Origin of the sequence: Streptomyces sp. NPDC052101, from assembly GCF_040680235.1 — a bacterium.
Classification (GTDB): Bacteria; Actinomycetota; Actinomycetes; order Streptomycetales; family Streptomycetaceae; genus Streptomyces.
This window is the reverse complement of record NZ_JBFAWH010000008.1, coordinates 246728-263071: the sequence shown is the minus strand read 5'-3', so window position 1 is coordinate 263071 and position 16344 is coordinate 246728. Positions and strand designations below refer to the sequence as shown.

Below are 16344 nucleotides of genomic sequence, written 5' to 3'. Positions count from 1 at the left end.
GGGGCATCCGGTCCGTTGCACGAGATGAGGATGTGGGTTGCCCAAGCCTGCCCGCAAGAAGGAGAGAGATCCCGAGGGGCGGATGCCGCTCGCGGATCACCTGCGTGAGCTGCGCAACCGGCTCGCGAAGGGAATGCTCGCGATCGTCGTTGTCGCGGTCGTGGCGGCCTTCTTCTACAAGGACATCATCAACTTCATCACCCAGCCGGTGCTCGACACGGTCGGTTGCGGGCAGTCGTTCGGGGAGCTGGCCAAGAGCAAGAACGCGCACTGCGCGCACCTCACGGTCAGTGGCCTGCTGGCGCCGTTCACCCTGGCCCTGAAGGTCGCGCTGATGTCCGGCGTCGTGCTGGCGGCTCCGGTCTGGCTCTACCAGCTGTGGGCGTTCGTCGCGCCCGGTCTGCACAGGCACGAGAAGAAGTACGCCTACGCGTTCGTCGGATTCGGCTTCCCGCTCTTCCTCGGCGGCGGTTACCTCGCCTACAACGTGCTGCCGATGACGGCGAAGGTGCTGATCGACCTCACGCCCAGCGGCGCGGAGAACCTGCTGCCGCTGGATGAGCTGCTCGACCTGGTCACCCGCATGATCGTCGTCTTCGGGCTCGCCTTCGAGATGCCGTTGCTGCTGGTGATGCTGAACCTCACCGGAGTCCTGTCCGGCCGGCGCATGCTCGGCTGGTGGCGCGGCATGATCGTCGGCATCGCCGCCTTCGCGGCCGTGGCCACGCCCAGCCCCGACCCGGGCACGATGCTGGCGCTGGCGGCGCCGATCTGGGCGCTGTTCTTCATCGCCGTGGCCATCTCGCTGATCAACGACCGGCGCCGGGCGCGCCGTGAGGGCGAGGGTCCCGCCGACGACGAGGCCTCCGAGCTGGACCTCACCCCCGAGGACATCGGCGAGATCGAGTCCGTCTCGGCCACCCGGGCCCTGCCCGAGCAGTCGGGCACCGACCGGGTCAACGGCTACGACGACGTGACCTGATCCCGCACCCACAGCACCTCACGCACACTGCCCCCGCCCAGGTGGACGGGGGCAGCGTCATGTCGCGAAGTGCACGATCGGGATAATGATCGTCCGGTTGTCAGTGGGGCCCGGTACGCTCGAAAGCACGATGACAGAGGACCTCTCACCGGCCGAGCGGTACGCGGCAGCCCGCAGGCGGGCAGCCGAGCAGGCCACCGCGCTCGCGTCCTTCCGCGAGATGTACGACTTCGGCCTCGACCCCTTCCAGATCGAGGCGTGCGAGGCGCTCGAGGCGGGGAAGGGCGTGCTGGTGGCCGCCCCCACCGGCTCGGGCAAGACGATTGTCGGCGAGTTCGCCGTCCACCTCGCCCTGCAGCAGGGCAGGAAGTGCTTCTACACGACACCCATCAAGGCGCTGTCGAACCAGAAGTACGCCGACCTGTGCCGGCGCTACGGCACCGACAAGGTCGGCCTCCTCACCGGCGACAACAGCGTGAACTCCGAAGCCCCGGTGGTCGTGATGACCACCGAGGTCCTCAGGAACATGCTGTACGCCGGCTCCCAGACCCTCCTAGGCCTCGGCCATGTGGTCATGGACGAGGTGCACTACCTCTCCGACCGCTTCCGCGGCGCCGTCTGGGAAGAAGTGATCATCCATCTTCCCGAGTCGGTGACCCTGGTGTCGCTGTCCGCGACCGTGTCCAACGCCGAGGAGTTCGGTGACTGGCTGGACACCGTCCGTGGCGACACCGAGGTGATCGTCGCAGAGCACCGGCCCGTGCCACTGTTCCAGCATGTGCTCGCCGGGCGCCGGATGTACGACCTGTTCGAGGAGGGCGAGGGCCACAAGAAGGCCGTCAACCCCGACCTCGCCCGCCTGGCCCGCATGGAGGCCACCAGACCGTCGTACCAGGACCGCAGGCGCGGCCGGGCGATGCGCGAGGCCGACCGGGAGCGGGAGCGCAGACAGCGCTCGCGCGTATGGACGCCGGGCCGCCCCGAGGTCATCGAACGCCTCGACTCCGAGGGCCTGCTCCCGGCCATCACCTTCATCTTCAGCCGCGCCGCCTGCGAGGCCGCCGTACAGCAGTGCCTGTACGCGGGACTGAGACTCAACGACGAGGAGGCGCGGGACCAGGTCCGCGCCCTGGTCGAGGAGCGCACCGCCGCCATCCCCTCCGAGGACCTGCACGTCCTCGGCTACTACGAATGGCTGGAGGGCCTGGAGCGCGGTATCGCCGCCCACCACGCGGGCATGCTGCCGACGTTCAAGGAGGTCGTCGAGGAGCTGTTCGTCCGCGGCCTGGTCAAGGCCGTGTTCGCGACCGAGACCCTCGCGCTCGGCATCAACATGCCCGCCCGTTCGGTGGTGCTGGAAAAGCTCGTCAAGTGGAACGGCGAGCAGCACGCCGACATCACCCCCGGCGAGTACACCCAGCTGACCGGCCGCGCCGGCCGCCGGGGCATCGACATCGAGGGCCACGCGGTCGTGCTGTGGCAGCGCGGGATGAGCCCCGAGCACCTGGCCGGTCTCGCGGGCACGCGTACGTACCCGCTGCGCTCCAGCTTCAAGCCGTCGTACAACATGGCGGTCAACCTGGTCGAGCAGTTCGGCCGGCACCGCTCGCGCGAGCTGCTGGAGACCTCCTTCGCACAGTTCCAGGCCGACAAGTCGGTCGTCGGCATCTCCCGGCAGGTGCAGCGCAACGAGGAGGGGCTGGAGGGCTACAAGGCCTCCATGACCTGCCACCTCGGCGACTTCGAGGAGTACGCGCGGCTGCGCCGCGAGCTGAAGGACCGCGAGACCGAGCTGGCCCGGCAGGGTGTCAACCAGCGGCGGGCCGAGGCCGCCGGCGCCCTGGAGAGACTCAAGCCGGGCGATGTCATCCACGTCCCGACCGGCAAGTACGCCGGTCTGGCCCTGGTGCTGGACCCCGGGCTGCCGGCCGGCCGTTCCAACGGCCACCGCGGCTTCGACCACCACGACGGCCCGCGCCCGCTGGTGCTGACCGCCGAACGGCAGGTCAAGCGGCTTGCGTCGATGGACTTCCCGGTGCCGGTCGAGCCGCTGGACCGGATGCGGATCCCGAAGTCGTTCAACCCGCGCTCTCCGCAGTCCCGCCGGGACCTGGCCTCCGCGCTGCGCGCCAAGGCCGGGCACATCCCGCCGGAGCGGGCCCGCAGGAATCGCTCCCAGGCCGCCGACGACCGCGAGATCGCCCGGCTGCGCACGGCGATCCGGGCCCACGCCTGCCACGGCTGCAACGACCGTGAGGACCACGCCCGTTGGGCCGAGCGGTACCACCGGCTGCTGCGCGACACCTCACAGCTGGAACGCCGTATCGAGGGCCGTACGAACACCATCGCACGGACCTTCGACCGGATCGTGGCCCTGCTGACCGAACTGGACTATCTGCGCGGCGACGAGGTCACCGAGCACGGCAAGCGACTCGCCCGGCTGTACGGCGAACTCGACCTGCTGGCCAGCGAATGCCTGCGCGAGGGCGTCTGGGAGGGGCTCGGCCCGGCCGAACTCGCCGCATGCGTCTCGGCGTTGGTGTACGAGGCACGGGTCGGCGACGACGCGATGGCCCCCAAGCTGCCCTCGGGCAGGGCGAAGGCCGTGCTCGGTGAGATGGTCCGGATCTGGGGCCGGCTCGACGGTCTGGAGGAGGAGTTCCGGATCAACCAGACCGAGGGCGTCGGACAGCGCGAGCCCGATCTCGGCTTCGCCTGGGCCGCGTACATGTGGGCCTCGGGCAAGGGGCTCGACGAGGTGCTGCGCGAGGCGGAGATGCCCGCGGGGGACTTCGTGCGGTGGTGCAAGCAGGTCATCGACGTGCTGGGGCAGATCTCGGCGGCGGCTCCCGCGGAGGGGTCGACCGTGGCGAAGGCTGCGCGCAAGGCCGTTGATCAGTTGCTGCGGGGTGTGGTCGCCTACTCGTCTGTGGGGTGACCTGTCGTGTCGCGGGCGCGGGCGGACTGTGGCTGGTCGCGCCCACGCGGCGGAGCCGCATATCGACACAGCCCCGCGCCCCTGGCTTAGTTGACCCTCTGCTCACTCGTAACGGTGAGTCGCTTTCGCATGCCCACTCGCCGTTACCGAACGTGTTCGAATCGCAGCTGAGTGTGTAAATGAGGATGAGCGTACCGCTGCTGTGGGGGCGATTTCAGGTGCTTGCCGAATATGACACGGCGATGATCCGGTCGGACTAAGCTCGCCCGCGGCGCACCGAGTTGAGGTGAATTCGTGCGCCTGTTCCCAATCATGCGATAGATCCCATCAGTTCCATGAACCTTCCCCCAAAAAGCTCTCCCGACACCCAGCCGATTCGTCCCAGAAGGCATCCATGGTGAGTGTTCAGAAGCCTCCCGGCCGCCGTGAACGTCCCTATGCGCGTGTGCTGTTGCCGCCGGCCATATTGATGGCCGCCGCGACCGGGGCGGCCGCCGCCCTCGCACCGGTGTCGGCCCGGATCGCCGTAGGCGCGGTCGGGGCACTCGCCGTGCTGCTGCTCCTCGCCACCGGCGCCGAGGCCGCCCGTCGCGGCCGCACGATCCGCGAGGAACAGGCCGAGCACGCCCGTCACGCCGCGTATCTGCAGCACCGGATCGCCGCCCAGGACGAGCTGATCGAGAAGTTCGCCACCGACATCATCCCCACCGGTCTGCTGCGGCTGCGTGCCGGAGAACCGCTCCGGGACGTCCTGCCCAACATCTACGACACCGACCCCGAACTGCGCGTCCTGCCGGACATGTACCGCCAGATGGCCTACGCCGCGCTGCGCGGCGCCGACCACGAGATCTCGATGCGCGACGCCACCGAGCGCTCCTATGTGAGCATCGCCCGCCGCGTCCAGGCCATCGTCCACCAGCAGTCCAACGAACTGCGGGAGATGGAGGAGGACCACGGCCGCAACCCCGAGGTCTTCGACGACCTGCTGCGCATCGACCACGGCACCTCGCTGATCGGCCGTCTCGCCGACACCATCTCCGTCCTCGGCGGCGGCCGCCCCGGCCGCCAGTGGCCGCTGCCGGTCTCCCTGTACAGCACGCTGCGCGGCGCCATGTCGCGCATCCTGGAGTACCGGCGCATCCAGCTGAACTCCATCGTCAACATCAACATCAAGGGCACCTCCGTCGAGCCGGTCATCCACGCCGCGGCCGAACTCCTCGACAACGCCACCCGCTACTCGCCGCCCACGGCCAAGGTGCACGTCACCGCCACCGAGGTGCAGACGGGCATCGTCATCGAGATCGAGGACGCCGGCGTCAGCCTCACCGAGGAGTCCCGCGCCCGCATCGAGCAGATGATCGAGGACGCCAAGAACCTCGACGACGCCCACAACCTCGGCGAGAACCCGCGCCTCGGCCTCGCCGTCGTCGGCCGCCTGTGCAAGATGTTCGACATGGAGGTCTCGCTGCGGGCCTCCGCCTACGGCGGTGTCCGCGCGATCCTCATCGTGCCGCGCGTGATGACGACCACCGAGCCCGGTGTCGGTGCCGCCCACGGCATCGGTGCCACCGGCACCCCGATGGCCGCGCTCGGCGCCGTCGAGGGCCCCAAGCGCCCGCCGAAGAAGCGCCGCCCCACCAGCCCCAAGATCCCGGCCGGCATCTCCATGGAGGACGACATCCCCGTCGTCACCGAATGGACGGCGGGCGGTCTGCCGCAGCGCCGCAGCCGGATGAAGACCCCGCTGAGCCAGCGCTTCGCCGAAGCGGCCGAGGTCGAGCGCGCCGAGCGCGAGGGCAAGCCCACCATCTGGTCGCAGACCAAGGCCGAAGCCAAGCCCGAGCCCGAGATGGACCCCGAGATCAAGAGGCTCAGGGAGCGGCCGCCCGGCCTGGGGATCGAGGAGTTCTGGGCGGGCCTGCGCAAGGGCATGCCCGAGGACGCCACCGGGCCCGAACTGACCGACTTCACGCTGCACCCGGAAAAGTACGTACATCTGCTCAACGATTCGGACACCGCCACCGAGGCCGCCACCGGGGCCGACGACGAGGGGGACCTCAAGTGATCCAGCAGCGAGGCAACATCGACTGGATGCTCAAGCAGCTGAACGACGGCGTGCCGGGCATCGAGATGATCGTGGTCCTCTCCGCGGACGGACTGCGCATCGCCCGCTACGGCGGAGACCCCGACGCCGCCGACCGGGTGGCCGCCGCCTGCGCCGGCGTACAGAGCCTGGCCGGCGCCATCATCCAGGAGCTGCCCGGCGCCGGTGACATCAAGGTCGTCGTGTTCGAGATCGAGGGCGGCTACTTCTACCTCATGAACGCCGGCGACAACGCCTACCTCGCCGTACTCGCCGACGTGACCTGTGAGCCGGGCCGGATGAGCGGCATGATGCGCGACCTCGTCGTCCGTATCGGCGCCCATCTGACGAGTCCGCCCCGGCGGAACGGGCAGACCGTATGACTCCTCCGCAACGCAAACGGCGCGAGCCGAAACCCCTGCCGCCTCCGCAGCCCCCGGCGCCCAAGCCGGCGGACGGCGAGGCCGAGCCCAAGAACCCCGAACGGCTGTACACGGTCGCCGGATCCGAGGACGGCGCACGCGCCGAACTCGACCTCGTGACGCTGATCGTGGCGCGCGACGCGTCCCGGACGGCCGCCTCACCGGAGCAGGCCGCGGTGCTGCGGCTCTGTGCCAACCCCCTGTCCGTGGCCGAGCTGTCGGCCTACCTGAACCTGCCGTTCAGCGCGATGACCGTCCTGATCACCGAGCTGATCACGGCCGAACTGGTCCAGGTGCGCGCCCCGATCGCCCGTCAGGCGGTTCCCGACCGTTCCATCCTCGAAGCGGTGATGCATGGACTTCAAAGGCTCTGACACCATCCCCGGCCCGCGCACCGAGGATCATCTGCCGCACACGGCCGAGACAGCGGTGAAGATCGTGATCGTGGGCGGTTTCGGCGTCGGCAAGACCACCATGGTCGGTTCCGTCAGCGAGATCAGACCGCTGACCACCGAGGAGACCATGACCCAGGCCGGTATCGGCGTGGACGACAACTACGGCTCCGAATCCAAGACGGCCACCACCGTGGCCATGGACTTCGGCCGCATCAGCATCACCGACAAGCTGGTGCTCTACCTGTTCGGCACCCCCGGCCAGGAGCGCTTCTGGTTCCTGTGGAACGGGCTGTTCGAAGGCGCGCTCGGCGCGGTCGTCCTCGTCGACACCCGGCGTCTGGAGGTCAGCTTCGACGTCATGGGCCGGCTGGAGGAACGCGGCGTCCCCTTCGTCGTCGCCGTCAACACCTTCCCGGACGCGCCCCGTTACCCGGTCGAGGAACTGCGCACCGCACTCGACCTGACCCCGGAGATCCCGATCATGGAGTGCGATGTACGCCGCCGGGCCTCCAGCAGGGACGTACTGCTGACCCTGATGCGCTTCCTGCACTCCATCGCCCTGTCCCGGGCCCTCACCTGACCCGATCCGCAGCCGACCGACCCCCACACCTTCCCGTTCCGGAGCGACACCGTGACGTCTGATTCCTCCCCGCTGACCGACACAGACCCCACCGCCGGCCCGCCGCCGGGCTGCCCCGCGCACGACCTCGGCCCCGGCGGTGTGCACCGGCTCTACGGCCCCGGCGCGCAGGACCTGGGCGACCTCTACGAGCAGCTGCGGGAGCAGCACGGCACCGTGGCGCCCGTGCTGCTGCACGAGGACGTACCGATGTGGGTGGTCCTCGGGCACGCCGAGAACCTGCACCTGGTGCGCAGCCCCTCCCTGTACACGCGCGACAGCCGGATCTGGAGTCCGCTGGCGGAGGGCATGGTCAAGCCCGACCACCCGCTCATGCCGCACATCGCCTGGCAGCCGATCTGCTCGCACGCCGAGGGCGACGAGCACCAGCGGCTGCGCGCGGCGGTCACCTCGGCCATGGCCACCATCGACCAGCGCACCCTGCGCCGCCACATCGGCCGCTACACCCAGGGCCTGGTCAACAGCTTCTGCGAACTCGGCCGGGCCGACCTGGTCTCGCAGTTCGCCGAGCACCTGCCGATGGCCGTCATGTGCGAGATCCTCGGCATGCCCGAGGAGTACAACGACCGGATGGTGCAGGCCGCCCGGGACGCCCTGAAGGGCACCGAGACCGCCATCCAGAGCCACACCTACGTCATGGACGCGCTGAGCCGGCTCACCACCCGGCGGCGCGCCCGGCCCGAGGACGACTTCACCAGCCACCTCGTCACCCACCCCGCCGGACTCGGCGACGACGAGGTCCGCGAACACCTGCGGCTCGTCCTCTTCGCGGCCTACGAGGCCACCGCGAACCTCCTCGCCAACGCGTTGCGCATGGTGCTGACCGAGCCGGGCTTCCGCGCCCAGCTCAGCGGCGGCCAGATGACCGTGCCGGAGGCGATCGAGCAGTCCCTGTGGGACGAGCCGCCGTTCAGCACCGTCCTCGGCTACTACGCCAAGCAGGACACCGAGCTGGGCGGGCAGCGCATCCGCAAGGGCGACGGGCTGCTCTTCGCGCCCGCGCCGGGCAACCTCGACCCGCACATCCGCCCGGACCTGTCCGCGAGCATGCAGGGCAACCGCTCCCACCTCGCCTTCGGCGGCGGCCCGCACGAATGCCCCGGACAGGACATCGGCCGCGCCATCGCCGACGTCGGCGTCGACGCGCTGCTGATGCGGCTGTCCGACATCCAACTCGACTGCCCGGAAGCGGAGTTGCGCTGGCGTTCGTCCATCGCCTCCCGGCACCTGGTGGCCCTGCCCGTGCGCTTCGAACCGAAGCCGCAGCAGGACGTCAACCTTCCGCCGCGGCCCATGGCCGTCCCGGCGCAGCGCTCCACCTGGCAGGTCGGCACCCCGCGCACCGAGCAGGCCCCGGCCCCCGAGCCACGCCCCGCCACGCCGCCCCCCGCCGCGCCGGTGCCCTACCCCACGGCACCCGAACCGGCCCGCCCCCGGGGCCTGTGGCGCCGCGTGCTCCGCTGGTGGCGCGGAGAGTGACCGGGGGCCAGGGCCTGTCCTACTCCTCGGCCCAGCTGCCGTAGGACGACCATGCCCGGAGCACGCGTCCGCTGACGAACGCGTGCTCCCTGCCGGTGACCGGATCGGTGAACTCCAGCCTCCGCGCGAGCAGTTGCAGCGGACGCCGGAAGTCGCCGGCCGGCACCGGGCCGGTCACCTCCGGATACAGCGGATCGCCGAGGATGGGCACGGCGAGCGCGTTCAGGTGCACCCGCAGCTGATGGGTCTGCCCGGTCGCCGGGACCAGCCGGTAGCGGGCGAGGCCGCCCCGGTGCCCGGCCAGTTCGACATATGTTTCGGCGTTCGGCTCGCCCTCGACCTCCAGGGCCGCCTGCACCCCGCGCTCCTTCACGATCCGGCTGCGCACGGTCCGGGGCAGGACCAGCGCGGGATCGTACGGGGCGATCGCCTCGTACTCCTTGCGCACCCGCCGGTCCTGGAACAGCGTCTGGTACGTACCGCGTTCCTCCGGCCGCACCGTGAACAGCACCAGACCCGCCGTCAGCCGGTCCAGGCGGTGCGCGGCGGTCAGCTCCGGGATGCCCAGCTCGTGCCGCAGCCGGGCCAGCGCGGTCTGCGCGACATGGGAGCCGCGCGGGGTCGTGGCGAGGAAGTGCGGCTTGTCGGCGACGACGATGTGCGCGTCCTGGTAGAGCACGTCCACCGGGAACGGCACCGGCACCTCGGGCGGCAGCTCGCGGTGGAACCACACGAACATCCCCGGCTCGTACGGCGCGTCCGGCGCCACCGCCCGCCCGTCGGCGCCGACGACCAGCCCGTCGTCGAACATCGACGCGATCACTCCGGGCCCGGCCCCCGTCAGCCGCTCCACCAGATGCTCCCGCACGGTGGCCCACGCCCCGCCGTACGGCAGCCGCACCCGCACCGGGTCGACACCGTCGCGCTGGGGGAGCGGGGCGGGCGGGGGTGGCGTACGGCGTCTCATCGTGGTCAAGGGTACGAGGCGCAAAGTGGGTGCGGTGCGGGTCGGGCGGTCGGCAGGATGTGGATCATGCCGTATCTCATCAGCCCGGTCGTGCCCGCCGGCACGCTCGCCCGCACCGCCCAGCCCGCCCTTCCCACCGGCGACGGCCTGCTGCTGCGCCCCTGGCAGCCGCAGGACGCGCCCGCCGTGTACGCCGCCTTCCAGGATCCGCTGATGCACCAGTGGCACATCCGGGCCGCCGACTCCGAGGAGGAGGTCGCCGGCTGGATCACGCAGTGGGTGAGCGGCTGGAAGGAGGAGACCGAGGCCCAGTGGGCCGTCGTGGACGCGGACACCGGCGAACTGCGGGGCCGGGTCGCACTGCGCCAGATGCTGCTCGGCGACGGCTGCGCCGAGGTCGCGTACTGGACGGTCGCCCGGGCGCGGGGCCGGGGTGTCGCGGTGCGGGCCACCACCGCCCTGTCCCGCTGGGCGTTCGACGAGGTCGGCTTCCACCGCCTCGAACTCTCCCACGCCACCGCCAACGAGGCCTCCTGCCGCGTGGCCGTGAAGGCCGGCTTCGCCGCGGAGGGCACCAAGCGCAGCGCCCTGCTGCATCCGGACGGCTGGCACGACATGCACCTCCACGCGCGCGTCCGCGGGGACTGACCCAGCCCTCGGACCGTCCCGTCGAACGCGATACATCGTGTGTATTGCCCCCGCATGCGGGACGCGATATGTTCGGTCACGGATATTCGGGAGCGAGGTGATCGTCATGGCCGTGAAGCGGCGCAAGCTCGGCAACCCGCTGGCACTCGCGGTGCTGGCGACCCTGTGGCAGAAGCCCATGCACCCGTACGAGATCGCCCAGACCCTGCGCCGCCAGGGCAAGGACAGCAGCACGAAGATCAACTACGGCTCGCTCTACACGGTCGTGCAGAGCCTGGAGAAGCACGGCCTGGTCGAGGTGACCGACGTCGAGCGGCAGGGCAACCGCCCCGAGCGCACGGTGTACGGGCTCACCGACGCCGGGCGCGAGGAGCTGACCGAGTGGCTGTCGGACCTGATGGCCGTCCCGGTCAAGGAGTTCCCGATCTTCGAGACCGCCCTGTCCGTCATGGGGGTCCTGCACCCCGATGACGTGGTGCGGCTGCTCCAGGAGCGGCTGAGCACGCTGGAGGTGCAGGTGGCCAGCGGGCGCGGCGCGCTGGAGAAGCTGTACGAGACCCTTCCGCGGCTCTTCCTCGTGGAGACGGAGTACCAGCTGCACATGCTCCAGGCGCAGACCGACTGGGTCCGCGGCTTCCTGGAGGAGATCGAGAAGGGCACGCTGCCGGGCGTGGACGGCTGGCGGCGCTACCACGAGACAGGGGAGCTGCCGGCCGAATTCAGCTGAACCCAGCAGAGAAAGCCGACCCCGGCAGGGCTGTTGCAGCAGCTCCGCCGGGGTCGCGAACCCCGAAACGGATCCGCCGTGCGGCGGCTCCGGGCGATCGAGGTGCGGCACACCCAGGATAGCCCGGCGCTCTTCACGCGGATCTTCGTGATCCGCGCGCTCGGCGGATCTTCCACGGTCCGCGTGCTCAGCGGATCGTCCATGGTCCGCTCGCTCGGCGGATCGTCCGTCATCCGCTCATTCAGGAGAGCAGCCGTCATGAACACTCCTGCGCCCGCAGTGCAGGCGCGCCGACTCGTCAAGACCTATCCCGGTGACATCACCGCCCTCAACGGCATGGACATCACCGTGGCACCGGGCACCGTCTTCGGGCTCCTCGGCCCCAACGGCGCCGGCAAGTCCACCACCGTCAAGATCCTCACCACGCTGGCCCGCCCCGACTCCGGCACCGCCGCCGTCGCCGGGCACGACGTGCTGCGCCACCCCGACCGGGTGCGCCGCGCGATCGGCGTGGTGGCCCAGCACTCCGGCGCCGATCCGGTCGCGACCGGCCGGGAGAACCTGCAACTCCAGGGCCGCCTCTACGGACTGCGCGGCGCGGCGCTGAACCGCCGGGTGGACGAGCTGCTGGCGCGGTTCGCCCTCGCCGACGCCGCCCGCCGGCAGGTCAAGGGCTACTCGGGCGGCATGCGGCGCCGTCTCGACGTCGCCCTCGGGCTGGTGCACCGGCCCGAGGTGCTCTTCCTGGACGAGCCGACCACCGGACTGGACCCGGAGGCGCGCACCGCGATGTGGGAGGAGATCGACCGGCTGGCCGGCCAGGACGGTCTGACGATCCTGCTCACCACGCACTATCTGGAGGAGGCCGACCGGCTCGCCGAGCGCATCGCGATCGTCGACCGCGGCCGGATCGTGGTCGAGGGCACCCCGGACGCCCTCAAGGGCGAACTGCGCGGCGACGCCGTGCACATGGAGCTGGACGAGCCGGTCGGCGAGGCCGGGCGCACCCCGCTCACCGGCGCCCTCACCGCCCTGCCCGGAGTGCACGAGGCACTGTGCGAGGGGCGCCGGATCAGCGTCCGCGCCGATGACGGCGCGGCCGCGGTGCCCGCGCTGCTCGCCGCGCTGGACCGGGCCGGGGTCACCGTCGCCTCCGCCACCGTCGCCCGGCCCTCACTGGACGACGTCTACCTCCGGCACGCCGGGCGCCGGTACGCGGAGGCCGAGGCACAGACCGTCCTGACCGGAACAGGAGATGCGCGATGAGCAACGCCCTCACCCAGACCTGGTACATGACCCAGCGCCAGCTGCGGGTGTTCGCCCGGCAGCCCGCCTACGCGGTCATCACCCTGATCCAGCCGGTGATCTGGCTGTTCCTGTTCGGCAACCTGTTCAAGAAGGTCGTCGAGCTGGGCGGCTTCGGCACCACCTCGTATCTGGACTACCTGGTGCCCGGTGTCGTGGTGATGAGCGCGCTCGGCTCCAGCATGTGGGCCGGCATGGGCACGTTGGAGGAGATCCAGCGCGGCACCCTCGACCGGTTCCTGACCACCCCGGTCAGCCGGGCCGCGCTGATGAACGGCAATGTCGTCAACAACGGCCTGGTCACCGTGTTCCAGTCGGTCGTCATCGTGCTGCTCGGCCTGCTCGGCGGCGCCGATTACCCCGGCGGCATCGGCGGCATCGCGATCCTCGTGCTGGCCGCCGTACTGCTCGGCACGGTCTTCGGAGCCCTGTCCAACGCGCTCGGCATGCTCGTGCGCGAACGGGAGTCGATCATCGGCATCAACACCTTCCTCCTGCTGCCGCTGACCTTCCTCTCCAGCGCCTTCATGGCACCCTCGCAGATGCCGGGCTGGATGCGGCACATCGCCGACTTCAACCCGCTCAACTGGGCGATGGTGGCGGGACGTTCGGCGATGTCCGGGGATCCGGACCGGGCTGCCGTCCTCAGCCGTGGCGGCGCGCTGCTCGCGCTCGCGATCGCGGCGGTGTGGCTGTCGATCCGCACGGTCCGCTCCTACCAGAGGTCGGTGTGATGATGTAGGGCATGCCCGCCTATGACCTCGCGGACCGACTCGTCGTCGGTGTCGCCTCCAGCGCCCTGTTCGATCTGCGGGAGTCGGACGCGGTCTTCCGCGAGCAGGGCGAGGAGGCCTACCGGGCCTACCAGGAGGAGAACGTGGACGCGACGCTCCGGCCCGGGGTCGCGTTCGCGTTCATCCGCAGGCTGCTGTCGCTGAACGACCTCGGCGAGCCGGGAGATCCGCTCGTCGAGGTCATCATCCTCTCCCGCAACGACCCCGACACCGGCCTGCGGGTCATGCGGTCCATCCAGGCCCATGAACTGCCCATCAGCCGGGCCGTGTTCATGCAGGGCAGAGCGCCGCATGCGTTCATCACCGCGCTGAACATGTCGCTGTTCCTGTCCGCGAACGGAGACGACGTGCGCGAGGCGGTCGCCGCCGGTCTGCCGGCCGGGCATGTGCTCGGATCGTCGTACGCCGACGACCCCGCCGACCGCGAGCTGCGGATCGCCTTCGACTTCGACGGGGTGCTCGCCACCGACGCCGCCGAGCGGGTCTACCAGGCCGACGGTCTGGAGGAGTTCCGCGCGCACGAGGCCCGTAACGCGGCGACCCCGCACGACCCCGGGCCGCTGCGCGACTTCCTCGCCGGAGTGAACCGGATACAGCGGCGGGAGGAGGAGCGACGCGCGATCGATCCGGGCTACCCGAGCCGGGTGCACGTCTCCCTCGTGACCGCGCGCAACGCGCCGGCGCACGAACGGGCCGTGCGGAGCCTCAAGCAGTGGGGTGTGCGGGTCAACGGCGCCTTCTTCCTCGGCGGGATAGAGAAGGGCGCGGTCCTGAAGGTGCTCCGACCGCACATCTTCTTCGACGACCAGGTGACCCACCTGGAGAGCGCGTCCCGGACCACGCCCAGCGTGCACATCCCCTTCGGCAAGCTCAACGAGACGGCACCCTGAGGGCGGACCGCCCTCACGCGGCCTGCGCGCCGCCCTCCTGCTCGGCCTCGATACGGGCGTTCCAGTCCCGCTTGGAGGCCTGCCAGCCGTCCTCGTTGTGGCCGAGGCGCCAGTAGCCGGAGATCGACAGGTCCTCGCGCGGGAGGTCGAGTTCCACCCGCAGCAGCCGGCGCAGCTCCTTGACGCAGGCCGCCTCGCCGTGCACGAACGCGTGCACCCGGCCCTCGGGGAACCGGAGCGCGCGCACGGCCTCCACCAGTGCCTCGCCGACCGGCCGGTCCCCGCGGTGCAGCCAGACGACCTCCACATCGGAGTCGATCTTCTGCTCCTCCTCGGGGCCGGACACCTCCACGAAGGCATGGGCGCGGGCGCCGGCGGGCAGGGCCTCCAGGGACCGTGCGATCGCGGGCAGCGCGCTCTCGTCACCGGCGAGCAGATGCCAGTCGGCGGCCGGGTCGGGGGCGTAGGCGCCGCCGGGGCCCATGAAGCGCACGGTCTCGCCCGGTTGCACCCGGGTGGCCCACGGGCCTGCCAGGCCCTCGTCGCCGTGGACGACGAAGTCCAGGGTCAGCTCCCGGTGCCCGGGATCCCAGGCACGCACGGTGTACGTCCGGGTCACCGGCCACTGCTCCCGAGGGAACTCCGCGCGGATCCGCTCCAGGTCGAACGGCTCCGGGTAGGTCATGCCCGCGGGGCCGAAGAGCAGCTTCACATAGTGGTCGGTGCAGGTGTCCGCCGCGAAGTCGGTGAGGCCCTCGCCGCCGAGCACCACCCGCTGCATGTGCGGGGTCAGTCGCTCGGTGCGGACCACCTGGGCGGTGCGGGTCTGGCGCGGCTTACGTCCCGGACGCTCTGCCATCACGGCCTCCTGCAAGTTGGTTAGGTTTACCTAAGTTAGCATCCGCCTCCAGGGAACACCTCTTCTCCGGGTGGTGAGGGAGAGGCTTTTGCCGGAATATTCCGATCAAGGTCATCCGGTGAGCGTGGTCAGAAGCCGCTGCAGGGAGCCGCCGAGCCCCCATCGCCCGGCCAGTTTCTCCAGCGCCGCCGGGTCGCGCGGGGCGTGCGGCAGGGCCGTGTCGATGTCCGGAAGCGGCACGTCCGCGGCCACCCGGACCACCTTCGGCGCGACCGCCACATACGGCCGGGCCTCGGTGAGCCGCTTGCGCTGCGACGGCGTCAGCTTCGCCTTCGGGTCGTCCACCGCCGCCATGATCCCGTCCAGGTCGCCGAACTCGGCGAGCAGCTTGGCCGCCGTCTTCTCGCCGATCCCGGCCACGCCCGGCAGGCCGTCGCTCGGGTCGCCGCGCAGCAGCGCCAGATCCGCGTACCCCCGACCGTCGACTCCGTACTTCTCGCGCAGCACCGCCTCGTCGGTCAGCTGCAGCGTGCCGACGCCCTTGAGCGGGTACAGCACCCGGATCCCGCGCACGTCGTCCACCAGCTGGTACAGATCGCGGTCGCCGGTGACGATGTCCACCGGGCCCTCGGCGCGTGCGGTGAACGTGCCGATCACGTCGTCCGCCTCGTAGCCGGCGACGCCGACCCGGGCGATCCCGAGCGCGTCCAGCACGTCCTCGATGACCGGCACCTGCGGGGAGAGGGTGTCGGGCACCTCCTCCTCGTCCGGGGCGCCCTCGTGCTCCTCGGCGACCCGGTGCGCCTTGTAGGTGGGGATGAGGTCCACCCGCCACTGCGGCCGCCAGTCGGCGTCCATGCAGGCCACCAGCTGCTGCGGCCGGTGGTCCTTGACCAGCCGGTCGATGAAGTCCAGCAGCCCGCGCACGGCGTTCACCGGCGTGCCGTCCGGTGCCTTCACGGAGTCCGGGACGCCGAAATAGGCGCGGAAGTACAGCGATGCGGTGTCGAGGAGCATGAGTCGTCCGGTCACGCTCGCATCATGCCGTACGGCACTGACAGGCGCCCTTCGCCCCGGAACGCGTTGCGTGATGCGCATCGCCGTGAGCCCGGCCACTGCTCGGTTTGCCCTCTCTTGACCTGGGCAGGCGCCGCCCCGGAGCGAGGGGGGTTGCTCTTTCCGACTGTCGGCGACTCTTCGTCTCCCTGTTCCGTC

Annotated in this window: 15 protein-coding genes; 12 read left to right on the top strand and 3 right to left on the bottom strand. The window is 70.6% G+C overall.

From position 1 onward, the window contains the following. Positions 1–37 precede the first annotated feature (37 nt). From tatC to AB0L75_RS17485, 7 genes are all read left to right on the top strand, one after another. A complete protein-coding gene (gene tatC, locus AB0L75_RS17515) occupies positions 38–982 on the top strand; it encodes a twin-arginine translocase subunit TatC (protein WP_365181669.1) in 945 nt (314 codons plus the stop codon). 85 nt (positions 983–1067) lie between these two features. Continuing rightward, positions 1068–3920 carry a DEAD/DEAH box helicase gene (locus AB0L75_RS17510; protein WP_365181667.1) on the top strand — a complete coding sequence of 951 codons (2853 nt, stop codon included), beginning with the start codon at positions 1068–1070 and terminating at the stop codon, positions 3918–3920. A gap of 394 nt (positions 3921–4314) precedes the next feature. Continuing rightward, positions 4315–5985 carry an ATP-binding protein gene (locus AB0L75_RS17505; protein WP_365181665.1) on the top strand — a complete coding sequence of 557 codons (1671 nt, stop codon included), beginning with the start codon at positions 4315–4317 and terminating at the stop codon, positions 5983–5985. Further along, on the top strand, positions 5982–6386 hold the full coding sequence (locus AB0L75_RS17500) for a roadblock/LC7 domain-containing protein (RefSeq protein WP_365181663.1): 405 nt from the start codon (positions 5982–5984) through the stop codon (positions 6384–6386). The genes AB0L75_RS17505 and AB0L75_RS17500 overlap by 4 nt, the downstream gene beginning before the upstream one ends. Further along, entirely contained in the window at positions 6383–6799 is a 417-nt protein-coding gene (locus AB0L75_RS17495) for a DUF742 domain-containing protein (protein WP_365181661.1), read from the top strand. The genes AB0L75_RS17500 and AB0L75_RS17495 overlap by 4 nt, the downstream gene beginning before the upstream one ends. Continuing rightward, entirely contained in the window at positions 6780–7400 is a 621-nt protein-coding gene (locus tag AB0L75_RS17490; protein WP_365181659.1) for an ATP/GTP-binding protein, read from the top strand. The genes AB0L75_RS17495 and AB0L75_RS17490 overlap by 20 nt, the downstream gene beginning before the upstream one ends. Before the next feature lie 51 nt (positions 7401–7451). After that, positions 7452–8939: a cytochrome P450 gene (locus AB0L75_RS17485; RefSeq protein WP_365181657.1), complete on the top strand. Its 1488-nt coding sequence runs from the start codon at positions 7452–7454 to the stop codon at positions 8937–8939. A gap of 19 nt (positions 8940–8958) precedes the next feature. On the opposite strand, the gene AB0L75_RS17480 is transcribed toward AB0L75_RS17485, so the two are convergent. Continuing rightward, positions 8959–9906 carry an RluA family pseudouridine synthase gene (locus tag AB0L75_RS17480; RefSeq protein WP_365181655.1) on the bottom strand — a complete coding sequence of 316 codons (948 nt, stop codon included), beginning with the start codon at positions 9904–9906 and terminating at the stop codon, positions 8959–8961. A 66-nt stretch (positions 9907–9972) separates the two neighbouring features. On the opposite strand from AB0L75_RS17480, the gene AB0L75_RS17475 reads away from it, so the two are divergent. The 5 genes from AB0L75_RS17475 (at position 9973) to AB0L75_RS17455 (ending at position 14270) form a co-directional block, all read left to right on the top strand. Continuing rightward, a complete protein-coding gene (locus AB0L75_RS17475) occupies positions 9973–10554 on the top strand; it encodes a GNAT family N-acetyltransferase (RefSeq protein ID WP_365181653.1) in 582 nt (193 codons plus the stop codon). 106 nt (positions 10555–10660) lie between these two features. Continuing rightward, entirely contained in the window at positions 10661–11281 is a 621-nt protein-coding gene (locus tag AB0L75_RS17470; RefSeq protein WP_365181651.1) for a PadR family transcriptional regulator, read from the top strand. 258 nt (positions 11282–11539) lie between these two features. Next, entirely contained in the window at positions 11540–12547 is a 1008-nt protein-coding gene (locus AB0L75_RS17465) for an ATP-binding cassette domain-containing protein (RefSeq protein ID WP_365181649.1), read from the top strand. Then, a complete protein-coding gene (locus AB0L75_RS17460; RefSeq protein ID WP_365181647.1) occupies positions 12544–13320 on the top strand; it encodes an ABC transporter permease in 777 nt (258 codons plus the stop codon). Before AB0L75_RS17465 ends, AB0L75_RS17460 begins: the two co-directional genes overlap by 4 nt. Positions 13321–13331: 11 nt before the next feature. Next, a complete protein-coding gene (locus tag AB0L75_RS17455; RefSeq protein ID WP_365181645.1) occupies positions 13332–14270 on the top strand; it encodes a 5'-nucleotidase in 939 nt (312 codons plus the stop codon). A 13-nt stretch (positions 14271–14283) separates the two neighbouring features. Here the strand turns inward: AB0L75_RS17455 and AB0L75_RS17450 are convergent, their stop codons facing one another. Both AB0L75_RS17450 and AB0L75_RS17445 read right to left on the bottom strand, forming a co-directional pair. After that, on the bottom strand, positions 14284–15129 hold the full coding sequence (locus AB0L75_RS17450; protein WP_365181643.1) for a siderophore-interacting protein: 846 nt from the start codon (positions 15127–15129) through the stop codon (positions 14284–14286). A 111-nt stretch (positions 15130–15240) separates the two neighbouring features. Then, a complete protein-coding gene (locus AB0L75_RS17445; RefSeq protein WP_365181642.1) occupies positions 15241–16161 on the bottom strand; it encodes a 5'-3' exonuclease in 921 nt (306 codons plus the stop codon). Positions 16162–16344: the final 183 nt, after the last annotated feature.